The following is a 13,788-nucleotide window of genomic DNA, read 5'->3' on the forward strand; positions in this document are numbered from 1 at the left end:
AAATGGCAACGACCTCCCTGATACCGGCCGGCGATTTCCGCACCTCCTATGCGGCCGACACCACGATCTTTCCGACCACCACCAGCCGCAACATGGCGATCGCAGGCATCGTGCTGATCTGTTTTGCACCATTGGTGCTCAGTGGATACTCGCTCTCGATCCTGATCCAGATCGGCATTTTTGCGATCGCGGCCCTCGGGCTGAACATCCTGGTCGGTTTTACCGGACAGATTTCGATCGGGCACGCCGCGTTCTTTTTGTTGGGGGCCTTCACCTCAGCCTACATCTCGAACAATCTGCCGATCCCGGTATTCTTCGCCATCCCGCTGGCGGGCGTGGTGACGGCCCTGGTGGGGCTGATCTTCGGCGTGCCAGCAGCAAGGCTGAAGGGGCTGTATCTCGTCATCGCGACTCTGGCCGCGCAATATATCCTGTTGGATTTCTTCTCGCGCGCCGACTGGTTTTCCGGCGGCTCGGTGCCGGCCAGCGCCAATCCGTTTTCGATTTTCGGCTATGCCTTCCGCGGCGATAAGCAATATTTCTACGTGGTGCTGGCCTATCTCGTGGTCAGCTACCTGCTGGTGACCAACCTGATGCGCACCCGCGACGGCCGCGCGCTGGTCGCGATCCGCGACCACTATCTTTCCGCCGAGATCATGGGCATCAACCTGACGAAATACCGGACGCTGTCGTTTGGCCTGGCGGCCTTCTTCGCCGGGATCGCCGGCGCGCTCTATGCGCATTACCAGCTGGTGGTCTCAAATGAGGGGTTCGGCATCGAACGCTCCATCATCTTCCTCGCGATGGTCATCATCGGCGGCACCGGTTCGATCACGGGCACGCTGATGGGCACCGCTTTCGTGGTGCTGCTGCCGGAATCGATGGAATGGATCAGCGCCGGCCTGAAGGGCTCGGCGATCGACAAGGCGCTGTCGCTCAACAACAACATCACCTTCCTGCGCGAGATCGCGATCGGGCTCATCATCATCGCGTTTCTGATGTTCGAGCCCGACGGGCTGGCGCACCGCTGGCGGCAGATCAAGACGTACTGGAAACTCTACCCGTTTTCGCATTGAGGCTGCAGCGGAACGGGCTACACTCGATACCAACAACTAACGGAGGAAACGGCAAATGACGATGAAATCTCTTTTGAGCACGGTATCGCTCGCGCTGCTGCTCGGCGGCGCGGCGTCGGCGGCACAGGCCCAGATCGCGATCGGCCATCTCGAGGACCTGTCGGGCGGCACAGCCGATGTCGGCACGCCCTATGGGCAGGGTGTCGCGGACACCTTCGCCTGGGTCAACAAGAACGGCGGCGTCGGCGGCAAGCAGCTCAACGTCGACAGCAACGACTACGGCTACCAGGTGCCGCGCGCGATCGCGCTCTACAAGAAATGGTCCGCCCCCGACAGCAAGGTCGCGGCCATCATGGGCTGGGGCACCGCCGACACCGAAGCCCTGACCGGCTTCCTGGCGCAGGACAAGATCCCTGACATCTCCGGCTCCTACGCCGCCGCACTGACCGATCCGGAAGGCACCAGCGGCAAGGCAAAGCCGGCGCCGTATAATTTCTTCTACGGCCCGAGCTACTCCGACTCCATGCGCGCCATGCTGCTCTGGGCCGCGGAGGACTGGAAGGCCAAGGGCAAGCCAGGCAAACCGAAATTCGTCCATATGGGCGCCAACCACCCGTATCCGAATGCGCCGAAGGCGGCCGGCGAGGCGCTCGCCACCGAACTCGGGTTCGAAGTGCTGCCCCCACTGGTGTTCGCGCTGACGCCCGGCGATTACAGCGCCCAATGCCTGAGCCTGAAGAGCGCCGGTGCCAACTACGCCTATCTCGGCAACACTGCCGCCTCCAACATCTCGGTGCTGAAGGCATGCAAGACCGCCGGCGTCGATGTGCAGTTCATGGGCAACGTCTGGGGCATGGATGAGAACGCCGCCAAGACCGCCGGCGACGCCGCCGACGGCGTGATCTTCCCGTTGCGGACCGCTGTGGCCTGGGGCGGCAACGCGCCGGGCATGAAGACGGTGATGGAAATTTCCAAAATGTCGGACCCGACCGGGAAGGTCTACCGCCCCGTGCATTACATCGCGGCCGTTTGCAGCGCGCTGTATCTGAAGGAGGCGCTCGACTGGGCCGCCAAGAACGGCGGCGCCACTGGCGAGAACGTCGCCAAGGGCTTCTATCAGAAGAAGGATTGGGTGCCGGCCGGCATGGAAGGCGTCTGCAATCCCTCGACCTGGACCGAAAAGGATCACCGCCCGACGATGAAGGTCGACCTCTATCGCTCGAAGATCTCGGGCCCGACCGATGGCGATATCAACGACGTCATGGCCAAGGGCACCATCAAGCTCGAGAGGGTCAAGACCGTCGAACTGCCGCGGAAGCCGGAATGGTTTGGGTGGTGAGGGTGCGGTTGTCGTAAGACCGCGCGACAAACTCGGTCGTCATCCCCGCGAAAGCGGGGATCCAGTACGCCGCGGCGTCTCGATCGATCGCAGGCGCCTCTGGAATACTGGGTCACCCGCTTTCGCGGGTGACGACAGCGGAAGGTGGAACGGAATGCGTCGCGTCACTGACGAGGTCAGGATCAAGGCATGGCTGAAGCAACGCAAATAGATCGCCCGCCAATCGCAGCGGCGCCAGCCATTGCCCCGCTGCTCAGCGTGCGCAACATCGAGGTGGTTTATGACGACGTCATCCTGGTGCTGCGCGGCCTGAGCCTCGAGGTGCCGCAGGGCGCGATCGTGGCGCTGCTCGGCGCCAACGGCGCCGGCAAGTCGACAACGCTGAAGGCGATCTCGGGGCTGCTCAAGACCGAGGACGGCGAGGTCACCCGCGGCGAGATCGTGTTCGACGGCGAGCGCATCAACGGCATCGACCCCGACAAGATCGTCCGCCGCGGCATCTTCCAGGTGATGGAGGGCCGCCGCATCATTTCCGACATGACGTCGCTGGAAAATCTGCGGCTCGGCGCCTTCACCCGCCGGGACAACGAGGTCGGCGCCGACATCGACATGGTCTTCCGGTATTTCCCGCGTCTGAAGGAGCGCACCGGCCTCGCCGGCTATCTCTCCGGCGGCGAGCAGCAGATGCTGGCGATCGGCCGCGCACTGATGGCGCGCCCGAAGATGATCCTGATGGACGAGCCGTCGATGGGCCTGTCGCCTTTGCTGGTCAAGGAAGTATTCGCGATCATCAGGGAGATCAACCGCGATCTCGGCGTTACCATCCTGCTGGTGGAGCAGAACGCGCGTGCCGCGCTTTCGGTGGCGAGCCACGGCTACATCATGGAACAGGGCAAGGTCGTGCTCGACGGCACCGCCGACGAGCTGCGCGACAACGAGGACGTCAAGGAATTCTATCTCGGCGGCGCCGGCGACCAGCGCAAGAGTTTTAAGAACTTGAAAAGCTTCAAGCGACGGAAGCGGTGGCTGTGAAGGCTACCTCCTCTCCTTCGTCATGCCCGGCCTTGTGCCGGGCATCCACGTCTTCCCGCTTTGCGGAAAGGAAGGCGTGGATGGCCGGGCATAGGCGAGCGGAAGCGACGCCGTCCTTCGGACGGCTATGCCCGGCCATGACCGTAAAATTCAGGGACTGCCAATGACCGACCACTACGATTCCCGCGAGACCCGCGATCCCGCACACCGCGAGGCGGAACTGTTCGCGCGGCTGCCGGACGTGCTGCGCAGGGCGATGGCAGCACCCGCCTACGCCGAGCGCTTCAAAAGCATCGATCCGGCTGGCGTCACCAGCCGGTCGGCGCTGGCGGGCCTGCCGGTGCTGCGCAAGGCGGAGCTGCCGGCCCTGCACAAGGCCGCCCCGCCGTTCGGCGGCTTCGTCCCCGGGCTTCCTGGCTCGTTTGGGCGGCTGTTCACCTCGCCCGGCCCGATCTTCGAGCCCGAGCCTGTTCATGCCGATCCCTGGCGCGGCGCACGGGCGCTGTTCGCGGCAGGCTTTCGCCCGGGCGATGTGGTGCTGAACACCTTCAGCTATCACCTGACGCCCGGCGGCTTCATCTTCGATGCTTCGGCGCGGGCGCTGGGCTGCGCCGTGATCCCGGCCGGACCCGGCAATACCGAGGCGCAATTCGAGCTGATCGAGGCGTACCGTCCGGTTGGCTACAGCGGCACACCCGACTTCCTCAAGATCCTGCTCGATGCGGCCACGGCCGCGGGCCGCGACGTTTCCTCGATCAAGCGCGCGCTGGTGTCGGGGGCGGCATTTCCGAAATCGCTGCAGGAGGAGATCAAGGCGCGCGGCGTCGAGGCCTATCAGGCGTTCGGCACCGCCGATCTCGGCCTGATTGCGTTTGAGACGCAGGCGCGCGAAGGCATGGTCCTCAACGAGGACCTGATTCTGGAGATCGTCGGTCCCGGCACCGGCGATCCCGTAGCCGAAGGCGATGTCGGCGAGATCGTGGTCACCTCGCTCGATCCCGATCACCCCTGGATCCGGCTTGCGCTCGGCGACCTCACCGCCGCCCTGCCCGGCCCGAGCCCCTGCGGGCGCACCAATATGCGCATTAAGGGCTGGATGGGCCGCGCCGACCAAACCACCAAGGTCAAGGGCATGTTCGTGCGGCCCGAACAGATCGCGGAAATCGGCAAACGCCATCCGGAACTGGGGCGGTTGCGTCTGGTCGTCACGCGCGAGGGCGAGACCGATGTGATGACGCTGAGGGCCGAGGCGGCAAGCCTGGACACGGCGTTGCGCGAAGCCGTCAATGCAACGCTTCGCAGCGTCACAAAACTCGGAGGAAACGTAGCCCTCGTGGCGCCGCAGTCGCTGCCGAACGACGGCAAGGTCATCGCGGACGAACGCACCTAACTGTCTCACCTCCGTGGGCGTCAGAATCGACACGGACAGCAGAAAAAGGGTGGGTCACGAGTGGGACAAGGCCAATTTTCGGCAAAACGGGGACTGATACCAACGGCCCTAATTATTGACTGTTGCCCATGTTCGTGTGGTGATTGAGGCGATGCGCTTTGGATCGTGTTCAAAGAAGTTCCATGCGTCGCAGGTTTTATCAACGATGTCGTCGTAGTCGTCGAAGACGGTGATCGCGAGTTTGTTGCCGCGCAGATATTCCCAGACGTTTTCGATCGGATTGAGTTCAGGCGCGTAGGGTGGCAGACGCACCAGGGTGACGTTTTCGGGGATCGTGAGCGCGGCAGCAATGTGATAGCCGGCGCCATCGAGGACAAGAGCGGCGTGGCTACCTGCCGCCACCTTGCGGCAGATCGCTGTGAGATGCAGCGACATGGCCTCGGCGTTCGCCGCCGGCATGACCAGACCTGCTGCGACGCGACGCTGCGGACAGGCCGCGCCGAACAGGTAGGCCCAGTCGTAGCGCTGGTCGTGCGGTGCGCGGGGCCTCGTTCCACGCTTGGCCCAGACGCGGGTCAGCGTGCCCTGCTGGCCGATCCGGGCCTCGTCTTGGAACCAGATTTCGATCGGCTTGTCTTTGGCGTGCTCGGGAATTTGCGCCCTGACGGTCGCGGCGAAGTTTTTTTAAACGTCTGCTGGGCTTCTTCGTCAGCCTGCGGGTGGCGGGGCCTTACCGACAGTTTGCGGTAGCCGAGCTTGGCTAGAACCTTCCCGACCGAACGCTCGTGGAGCGTGACACCGAAGCGCCGCTGCAATTCGTCGCGCAGATCGACCCGCCGCCAACGCACTACCCCGTGCACCGCGGGGTCGGGGCCGGCCTCGACAAGCTCGGCCAATTCGGCCTGCTGCCGCACCGTGAGTTTTGATCCGGGACCTGGCGATTTGAGATTGCGAAGCCCGGCCAGTCCCGCGGCGTTGTAACGGTGCACCCAGTCCCGCAAGGTCTGACGGTCCATGCCGCAGGTTTCGGCCGCCGTTTTGCGGTCCGAGCCATCGAGCACCAGCGCAAGCGCGAGTATCCGACGCGCCGCGGCGCTATCCTTCTCTCCGCTCGCCGCCTTGCGAAGCGCCGAAGCCGTCAGATCAAGTCGGGTGATCGATACCGCCGCTCCCATCGATGCCGCTCCTCTCAAAGGCTAGCATCGAGTCAGAGTTTCCCTGATTTGGGAATCCCTAATGAGTCACAGTTTCGAGCCGTTGGTATGATACAGCACCCCTGTCTCATGAGACACTCGCGGTTGCTGAGACAGTTTGAGCAGGTCCGTTTTGCAACAATTTCAACCGTTCCGTGCGAACTTCTCTAGTGCGCGCTTTTGATCCGCCGCAGCGTGGCAGTCTGCGCTTATGGCGAAAATCCCCCTGCGTATGGCGGATATTCCATTGGGCGAGGTCGAGGAGTATGGCGGAAATCAATACTGGGTCTCAACGTGATCCACCCCGTGGGCGACATGAGGGGGAATCCAGGGGGGACGCGGAGGTAATCGAGGGGGACCTCTGGGGTAGTCGTGGGGTAGCTCGGGGGGTGGTGTGGGGTACGAGAGGGGAAGGCCATGTGTTGCCCGTCAGCGGTCGGAAGTCGGCTCGGATGAATTTCCGTACGGAGCGACGGCAGCTACTCGTTTGAAGGGCTCTCAGTCCTGCCCGGGGCCTGCAGATTCTTGGTAGCCTGGCCTTCGATCAGCTTCGGCTCAAGTCGGCCGTGCATCTGCTTCATCGTCTTTAGCTGCATCAGTCGCTTGATCGTCCGGTCGATCATCGCGTCCAGCCGTTCGATGCGCTCAAGGGACGTGTCAAATTCATCGAGATCGAGGATTTTTATAAATTCATCCGCCTGCTCGTAGCGAGGTGCCGGTTTCCAGGCTAGCAAGCCCTCGGCTATCAGAGGTCCCCATTTCTGGGATTCATCCCCGCTCTTGAACGGCCATTGATCGCGGATCGTGTTCCTGTAGATCGGACTGAGGGTAGCGAGCCGCGCCTCAACCTGCTCCTCGCTAGTGGCCTCCCTAAATTCAGGAGCGAACGAGCGAAGATTATCAACGTGGTAGCTGTACTCGTTTTTCGCGCGCACCCTATCCAACCGCTGTTGGATTACGATCTGTTCATGGCACTCGAGGCGCCTCCTGCGCCAGCGTAAATCCAACAGCTTTTGGACCAGATATTCCTCCGTACTGCCTGAGGGGGTAAATTCCTGGTATAGCCCGTCGCGAAGGGCCTCGTAGTCTTCGTATCGTTCGCTCCAGAGCATGACCTCCGTCGCATTCGCGCCGTGCTTCAAGGCGTTGCGCTTCTTTTTCCCCATGGGCAGACCCCATCATCCTGTTCGTGACTGTTATCGCAGGCGCGCGGTCGCGCTTGCGTACAGTTAGAGCCTGATGAGGTTCGGTGTCATGGCCTTGCTTATGGCGGTAAATATTTTCTATGGCGGATATTAGATCTCTTGGCGCCCGTCAAAAGTTCTAAGGCGGATATTCGCTTTTCTATGGCGAATATCCGATTGCTCATGGCGGAAATCAAATCGCTATGGGGAATTTACGCCGCGCTATGGCAAAAACTATTTTGGTATGGCGAAAATTTCCCGGAGAGCGATCTCGAATGGCAGGAACTGGCACATCGTGACGTGCTTCCCCTCTCCTTCCCCAGTCCTTCCTTTTTGCTTTCCCACTGCTTTCCCACCCCTCCCCCCTTGCTTCCCCAATGCTTGCGCTCCTGGCCATATGCGATGTGCCCGGACTGATCGAGCGCAAAGCTCGCGCTGATGAAATCGAAAAGCTCGTCGACTTATCTCTGTTTGGGCTTGCCCATCGATCGTCCACGGATCACCGAAAGCAGTCACGCAGCCGAAAGGGCGTCACGACGTCCTTGGGACAATCGACACGGCGGCTGGCGCCACCTGAGGGAAAATAATTCTTTACTGTTGTTCGATCTGCCATAGCGACAATCAAATGTCGTGTGGCGAAAACCACGTCACGTTATGGCGAAAATTCTTCTGTCATGGCGAAAACACCCTGGAGAGCTCTTACAAGTGGCGGGAGTTCGCGTGTTACGGCGACGGCTGGCTTTTTCGCTGAGGGCTTTGCTTCACTCTGCGCAGGCGCTCGCGTCATGCGCCCTCGGTCATCAAGCGCAAAGCGAGCCAACCGCGCTGCCGAGAGGGATCTACGAACCAGCTCTGCCGTCAGATATTTGTTCAAGGGCTGGATGATCGTGTCCATGAACAAGAACAGTTCTCCGGCTTCCCCTTGTTTGGCCTTTCCATCGATCGTTGTTCCTACCACTACGGACTTTCGGCCGGCTCTATCCTGGCAGCGCAGAAACACCGAAAGCAGTTCCCGCGCCAAATAGGGGATCATAACGTCCTTGGGACGACCAGGGCGCCTTTTGGAGCTATTGGCGGAATTCCGGTTTTCCGCCTCTAGCGCCACCGCCTTCGCCAACACCCCGCTGAGTGCCTCAATGAATGCCTTTAGTTCGTGCTCGCGGTTCCTCTCGCCTTCGAAGGGCCCCCCATACTCTGCCTGGAAGCCGGAGAGCCGCCAGATCCTGGATTTTTGACGGGTCAACTCTGACTCAAATCGGTGCGCTAACACGCCCCAAATGAAGCTTTGGCTCGGAGCCTGGGATTGCATTGGATTTCCATCCTAATCCGAATCGATAGATGAGTTTAAGCCACGATCGGCTCAATTATGGAAACGCGATCAGGTTGAATTCTATTTTCCTGTGAATAGAACGCAAAACTGGCTTAGCTTTAACCGCGCCATCGCGACCAGGCTAACCAGTTTAGAACTCAATGCGGGTTGGCGTCATGCCTTTCGCTATGGCGGAAATTATCTTCTTATGGCGAATATCACATCGCCACCAACATCCCTATGGCGGAAGTTATTTTCATATGGCGATATTGCTCAGTGGTTGAGGGCATCGTGGCAGAGGCGCTTTTTCCCTAAAGGGAATTATTGGCTGCTCGCAGCAATGCGTCGGCGTGCGCTGAGTGCAAAGCGAGCGAATCGTGAGGCCGAGAGAGCGGCGTCCCGGCTCGTTGGGCCTCGCCGTGCACCGGCCTGCCGTTGGGCTATCCGAGGGGCTGTGGATCTTGTATAAGGAACATGCAATCTGAATGCCGATCGTTCCGTACACTTTTTTCATATACCCGACCAGAAGATAGCAGCATGGACCAGGAAATCAGCCTGAGGCTCATTCCAATCTTCCGCGATGTGTTCGACGACGACTCAATCGACATCAAGCCCGAGACGACGGCCAATGATGTCGATGGCTGGGATAGCTTTAGCCATATACGCCTTGTTCTGGCGGTCGAGCAGGCCTTCAAGGTAAAATTCTCGGCGAAGGAAATAAACAGCCTCAAGAACGTCGGCGAATTCGTCTCCCTTATCAAGTCCAAACTTTAAATCGTCCATGCCCGCCCCGTCAGCTTTGAAGCCAGGTTTGGAACTGGCATTCAGCTTTTCGATATCATCCGATATGATGGCCGCCTTTGGCCTGATCTCTGGAGATCATCATCCTCTCCACATCAATGACGACTACGCGGTGTCCCACGGATTCGAACGCCGCGTTGTTTACGGCGGCTTGCTTGTTGCCCAGGTGTCACGATTGATCGGCGCGGAGCTGCCGGTGAAACATTGTGTTTGGACTCGATTGCAAATCGAATTTCGGGAACCGCTCTATATCGATCAACGCGCGGAAATGACGGCGTCGATCGTCAATGTCGCGGAGGCAGTATCTGCGTTGACTCTCAAATTTCGAATCGCGAGAGAGACACGGCTCATCGGTCGCGGTAGCGCGGATGTCCTGTTCAGTGATGACTAAAACTCTTCTCATATCAGGCGGGAACGGTGGCATCGGACGCGCCTTGAGTCACGAAGTTGCCGCTAAAGGGTTGTTGCCAATCTTGGGTTATCGATCCGGCATGGATGAAGCAAAAGAGATTGCAGATCAATGCGGCGGGCGGGCGGTTCACCTCGATCTGTCTGACCATGACAGCATAGATCGTGCTGTAACGGAGGTTTCCGGCTTGGGGCAACTTGCCGGCATAGTGCTGGCGGCTTCGCCCCCTCCCAGCGTCGGGCCTTTCGGACGAATCGATCCCGACGAGTCCCGTCTGCAATGGCAGGTCAATGTTGCTGGCCCGCAACGCCTTCTCCAGGCGCTCATTCGAACGTGTCTGCAGCCACAGAAAACAGGCGTTGTTCTCGGCATCTTGACGGCCGGCATGGGCGACGGCAAAAAGCCTGCGGCCCGCGGCATGGGGGGCTACATTATCGCCAAATATGGCCAGTGCGGTCTTCTCGCGGTTCTCGCGGCCGAATATCCATGGTTGCGCGTCCGATCGATTCGGCCAAGCTATACCCGCACCCGAATGCTTGAGATTTTCGACGAGCGTTTTCTCGATCTAATTGGGCAAGAAAATCCCATAAGATTGCCTGAGGAAGTAGCACGCGATATCATTGAGGAGCTGGAGCTTTGATCGACCTCTATGAAAATTTGAGCTGGCTGCCGCCGCCGGCGGAGGATTTCGCAGCCCAATGCAAGGCGCTCGGCGCCAGCTCTGAAGCTGACGGAACCGCAATCGGGCTCCTCGCCACTGCAGCGCACGATATCAATCAACTTACCAGACTCGCTAAGACAATCGGGACCGTTAAATCGCGAGCGGGATCATTGCGTCCTTTGACGCCTTTTCGCTTGGGTATCCTCAGCAACGGAACGATGGACTATTTTGTTACAGCTTTGATCGCGACCGCGCCGCGGTTCGGCATCGCGCTGGATGTAATCGCAACGTCGTTTGATCAGGCACTTCAGGAAGCGATCGATCCGTCGTCTGATTTGCGCCTTGCAAATCCGGATGCTGTTCTGGTCGCGCTTGACTATCGAGGATTTGGACTGCAGGCGACGCTCGGTGACAAAGTGCGATCCACCGCGCTCGTGGAAGCGGCCATGAATCAACTCGACGCCATCTGCGCTGGCCTGCGAAGCAGTCAAGCCATCAGCATCGTGCAGACCGTGGTACCCCCTTCCGAGACGCTGTTCGGCAGTCTGGACGCTACGGTCTCCGGAACCACGCGTCAGATGTGCGAAGCGCTGAACATTGCGATCCGTCAGAGGTTCACAGGCGGTGAAGCGCTGGTGTTCGACTCGGCGGCTTTGGCCGAAACAGTAGGATTGGCTCGGTGGCATGATCCCACGCAATGGGCATTAGCTAAGCTACCTTGCTCTTTGTCGATGATCCCACTTTACGCCGATCACCTTTGCCGATTGATTGGCGCGCTCCGTGGCCAGAGTCGCCGGGCACTAGTCCTCGATCTCGATAACACCCTTTGGGGCGGTGTCATCGGTGATGATGGTATGAATGGCATTACCATTGGACAAGGGGACGCGACCGGTGAGGCCTACCTTGCGCTACACCGCTATGCACTAGACCTTCGGCAACGCGGTGTCGTTTTGGCGGTCTCTTCGAAAAATGACGATGAGGTCGCGCGACAGCCGTTCCGCGAACATCCGGATATGCTGCTCAAGGAGGATCATTTCGCTGTTTTCCAGGCGAATTGGTCCGATAAAGCCTCTAACATTGAAGCCATCGCCAATGCGCTCTCGCTTGGTCTTGACGCATTAGTCTTCGTCGATGACAATCCCGCCGAACGTGCACTCGTTAGGCAAAAACTACCGGCAGTTGCCGTTCCCGAGATGCCGTCTGATCCAGCTCTCTATGTCCGAACGCTGGCAGCCGCAGGCTATTTCGAGGCTACAACGTTCTCGGCGGAAGACCGCAAGCGTTCTGCGTATTATGAGGGCAACGCCCGCCGTCTAGAGTTACAGAGCGGAAGCGGCGATCTGGATTCCTATTTGCGATCACTCAAGATGAGCGCGACGTTCGCACCATTCGACGCCCTATCCCGCAACAGAATCACCCAGCTGATCAATAAATCAAACCAATTTAACCTGACGACGCGACGATACACAGAGGCCGAGGTCGCCGCGCTGGAGCGAGACCCGAACGTCTTTACACTGCAGGTCCGCCTTTCTGACCAATTCGGCGACAACGGCATGATCTGTGTCGTCATCTGCCGTCGCGCGGACGAGGCTTGGATGATAGACACGTGGCTCATGAGTTGCCGCGTACTGAAGCGTCGGGTTGAAGAAGCAGTCCTGCTCCAACTTGCAGATCACGCGAACCGCCACGGGATCTTCGAGCTTCACGCCAAATACATCCCATCCGGCCGCAACAGCATGGTCAAGGATCACTACGCAAAGCTGGGATTCACCGCCATGAATCCACATTCGGCAACCGACGGCGAAACGGAATGGCGTTTACGGGTTGCGGATATCGCTCGGACCGACCTCCCGCTTGAGATCAAGTCGTTCGAGATGTCCGGCACCGCTGTCGGTGAAATCTCACCAGTCTGATCGAGGCAACGGGTGCAGCTTACATCTGCCTGGTTTTACGTTTTTCTTGTGGTTGTCCTTCTTCTCTACCGTTTTTCGAAGCGAGTGGTCTGGCGGCAACTAATAGTCCTAGCCGCAAATCTTGTTTTTGTTGCGAGCTTCTTCAACTCGCCGACAGATAGCTGGGCTCTCATCAGCTTTCTCGTGCTTGGCTACGTTTGTCTCGCCTCGACATTCGGCAAAACAACCTCTTCCAGGTATGCCGCGTGCGTCATATTGATCGTCGGCTACTTCATTTTGCTGAAGCAATATATCAGGGTTGAACAACTGGATTCGTTCTACCGGAGCTTTTCGGTACTTGGCCTATCCTACATTTTGTTTCGAGTATTGCAGCTCGTCATTGATGCCGGACAACGGATGCTGGAGCGGCGACCCAGCCCCTTGGGCTTCCTTGCATATGTCCTATTTTTTCCTGCCTTCCTGTCGGGTCCCATCCATCGCTACGAGGATTTCGACGAGGCCTTGAAGGCGGACGCCACGCAAGTCGGTGATAACCACGGCGACTACACCAGACTTCTAAATGGCCTATTCAAAGTCTTGATATTAGCGCCCATCATTCAGCAACTGTTCCTGGCGGCGGCGTATCATGTCTATCCGGGACAAACGCCCGTTGGTGCGGCAAGGTTGTTCACAAACTATCATATCTCACTCACCGTCGCGGTCGCCCTCGCCGCACCGCTATATACCGTATATCTCTACCTTAATTTCAGCGGTTATACCGATATCGCCATCGCGGTGGCATTGTTCTTCGGCATTGCGCTACCGGAAAACTTCAATCGGCCATTTACCGCGCGAAACGTTGCCGAGTTCTGGAGTCGTTGGCATATAAGTTTGTCGACATGGTTCAAGACCTACGTCTTCAATCCGATGGTGGGCCGGCTATCCAGCCTATTTCCGCAGCGGGCGATGGCACCGGCCATCGCCGTTACCACCTTGTTTCTGTCATTCCTGATCATCGGATTGTGGCACGGATCCACCGGGGTCTATCTATTTTACGGCATTTACCTTGGCGCGGCCGCTGCACTACATCGGACATATCAGCTGTTGATGACGGGGGCCCTCGGCCGCAATCGTTATCGTTCTCTGAGTCAAAATCTGGTTTACGCTGAGCTGTGCCGCGGTTTAACTTTCGCTTATTTTGCAACCGCATTGACATGTTTTTGGTTGAATGGGGATCAGCTTGTAAATTTGAACGTCGCTCTTGGCCTTAGGGGTGACCTTGCCGCGTTCTTTACTATCTGCCTCGCAGCCTCGTTGATTTTGCCTACGATCGATCTCGCTTTGCGCTTGGCTAAAACACTATGGACCTGGGGACCAGCGTCATTTGATTCGAATCTAGCAACTCAAGCGCGCCTAGTTTTGCAGGCCCTCATGATTCTTTTCTTTGGATCGCTCTTCAGCAGCGCGCCCGGCTTCGTGTATCAGGTGTTCTGACTTTGGGA

At 58.9% G+C, this 13,788-nt stretch carries 13 protein-coding genes; 10 read left to right on the forward strand and 3 right to left on the reverse strand.

The annotated features are described in order from the left end of the window. The first annotated feature begins 2 nt into the window (after positions 1–2). From B5525_RS40780 to B5525_RS40795, 4 genes are all read left to right on the forward strand, one after another. Positions 3–1,076: a branched-chain amino acid ABC transporter permease gene (locus B5525_RS40780; protein ID WP_079571936.1), complete on the forward strand. Its 1,074-nt coding sequence runs from the start codon at positions 3–5 to the stop codon at positions 1,074–1,076. 55 nt (positions 1,077–1,131) lie between these two features. Next, a complete protein-coding gene (locus B5525_RS40785; RefSeq protein WP_079571937.1) occupies positions 1,132–2,415 on the forward strand; it encodes an ABC transporter substrate-binding protein in 1,284 nt (427 codons plus the stop codon). Positions 2,416–2,604: 189 nt separating this feature from the next. Next, a complete protein-coding gene (locus tag B5525_RS40790; RefSeq protein ID WP_079571939.1) occupies positions 2,605–3,447 on the forward strand; it encodes an ABC transporter ATP-binding protein in 843 nt (280 codons plus the stop codon). Between the two features lie 163 nt (positions 3,448–3,610). Continuing rightward, the gene (locus tag B5525_RS40795) at positions 3,611–4,837 is read left to right on the forward strand and encodes a phenylacetate--CoA ligase family protein (protein ID WP_079571940.1); all 1,227 of its coding nucleotides are present in this window, start codon (positions 3,611–3,613) and stop codon (positions 4,835–4,837) included. Positions 4,838–4,945: 108 nt separating this feature from the next. On the opposite strand, the gene B5525_RS40800 is transcribed toward B5525_RS40795, so the two are convergent. Continuing rightward, a protein-coding gene (locus B5525_RS40800) for an IS630 family transposase (RefSeq protein ID WP_197687878.1) occupies positions 4,946–6,012 on the reverse strand; the annotation gives its coding sequence in 2 pieces (ribosomal slippage) (positions 4,946–5,523 and positions 5,523–6,012; 1,068 coding nt in all). A 497-nt stretch (positions 6,013–6,509) separates the two neighbouring features. After that, positions 6,510–7,196, reverse strand: a complete 687-nt coding sequence (locus tag B5525_RS40805; RefSeq protein WP_079571942.1) for a hypothetical protein — start codon at positions 7,194–7,196, stop codon at positions 6,510–6,512. A 138-nt stretch (positions 7,197–7,334) separates the two neighbouring features. Here B5525_RS40805 and B5525_RS45135 point away from each other — a divergent pair, with 138 nt between their 5' ends. Then, on the forward strand, positions 7,335–7,631 hold the full coding sequence (locus B5525_RS45135; protein WP_154073736.1) for a hypothetical protein: 297 nt from the start codon (positions 7,335–7,337) through the stop codon (positions 7,629–7,631). 235 nt (positions 7,632–7,866) lie between these two features. Here the strand turns inward: B5525_RS45135 and B5525_RS40810 are convergent, their stop codons facing one another. Beyond that, positions 7,867–8,523 (reverse strand): hypothetical protein, encoded by a 657-nt coding sequence (locus tag B5525_RS40810; RefSeq protein ID WP_079571944.1) that lies wholly within the window; start codon positions 8,521–8,523, stop codon positions 7,867–7,869. Between the two features lie 537 nt (positions 8,524–9,060). Here B5525_RS40810 and B5525_RS40815 point away from each other — a divergent pair. From B5525_RS40815 to B5525_RS40835, 5 genes are read left to right on the forward strand one after another with little or no spacing between them, the layout of a single operon-like run. After that, entirely contained in the window at positions 9,061–9,297 is a 237-nt protein-coding gene (locus B5525_RS40815) for an acyl carrier protein (protein WP_079571945.1), read from the forward strand. A gap of 37 nt (positions 9,298–9,334) precedes the next feature. Beyond that, positions 9,335–9,715 (forward strand): MaoC/PaaZ C-terminal domain-containing protein, encoded by a 381-nt coding sequence (locus B5525_RS40820; RefSeq protein WP_172900077.1) that lies wholly within the window; start codon positions 9,335–9,337, stop codon positions 9,713–9,715. A gap of 43 nt (positions 9,716–9,758) precedes the next feature. Continuing rightward, entirely contained in the window at positions 9,759–10,373 is a 615-nt protein-coding gene (locus B5525_RS40825) for an SDR family oxidoreductase (RefSeq protein ID WP_172900078.1), read from the forward strand. Further along, the gene (locus B5525_RS40830; protein ID WP_079571950.1) at positions 10,370–12,307 is read left to right on the forward strand and encodes an HAD-IIIC family phosphatase; all 1,938 of its coding nucleotides are present in this window, start codon (positions 10,370–10,372) and stop codon (positions 12,305–12,307) included. The genes B5525_RS40825 and B5525_RS40830 overlap by 4 nt, the downstream gene beginning before the upstream one ends. Positions 12,308–12,319: 12 nt before the next feature. Next, positions 12,320–13,780: an MBOAT family O-acyltransferase gene (locus B5525_RS40835; protein WP_079571952.1), complete on the forward strand. Its 1,461-nt coding sequence runs from the start codon at positions 12,320–12,322 to the stop codon at positions 13,778–13,780. Positions 13,781–13,788: the final 8 nt, after the last annotated feature.

The organism is Bradyrhizobium erythrophlei, from assembly GCF_900129505.1.
Classification (GTDB): domain Bacteria; phylum Pseudomonadota; class Alphaproteobacteria; order Rhizobiales; family Xanthobacteraceae; genus Bradyrhizobium; species Bradyrhizobium erythrophlei_D.

What these genes read in the sequence shown, in the direction of transcription:
- B5525_RS40780 (WP_079571936.1), top strand. Translation starts at nt 3, where the DNA reads ATGGCAACGACCTCCCTGATACCGGCCGGCGATTTCCGCACCTCCTAT.
- B5525_RS40785 (WP_079571937.1), top strand. Translation starts at nt 1,132, where the DNA reads ATGACGATGAAATCTCTTTTGAGCACGGTATCGCTCGCGCTGCTGCTC.
- B5525_RS40790 (WP_079571939.1), top strand. Translation starts at nt 2,605, where the DNA reads ATGGCTGAAGCAACGCAAATAGATCGCCCGCCAATCGCAGCGGCGCCA.
- B5525_RS40795 (WP_079571940.1), top strand. Translation starts at nt 3,611, where the DNA reads ATGACCGACCACTACGATTCCCGCGAGACCCGCGATCCCGCACACCGC.
- B5525_RS40805 (WP_079571942.1), bottom strand. Translation starts at nt 7,196, where the DNA reads ATGGGGAAAAAGAAGCGCAACGCCTTGAAGCACGGCGCGAATGCGACG.
- B5525_RS40810 (WP_079571944.1), bottom strand. Translation starts at nt 8,523, where the DNA reads ATGCAATCCCAGGCTCCGAGCCAAAGCTTCATTTGGGGCGTGTTAGCG.
- B5525_RS40815 (WP_079571945.1), top strand. Translation starts at nt 9,061, where the DNA reads ATGGACCAGGAAATCAGCCTGAGGCTCATTCCAATCTTCCGCGATGTG.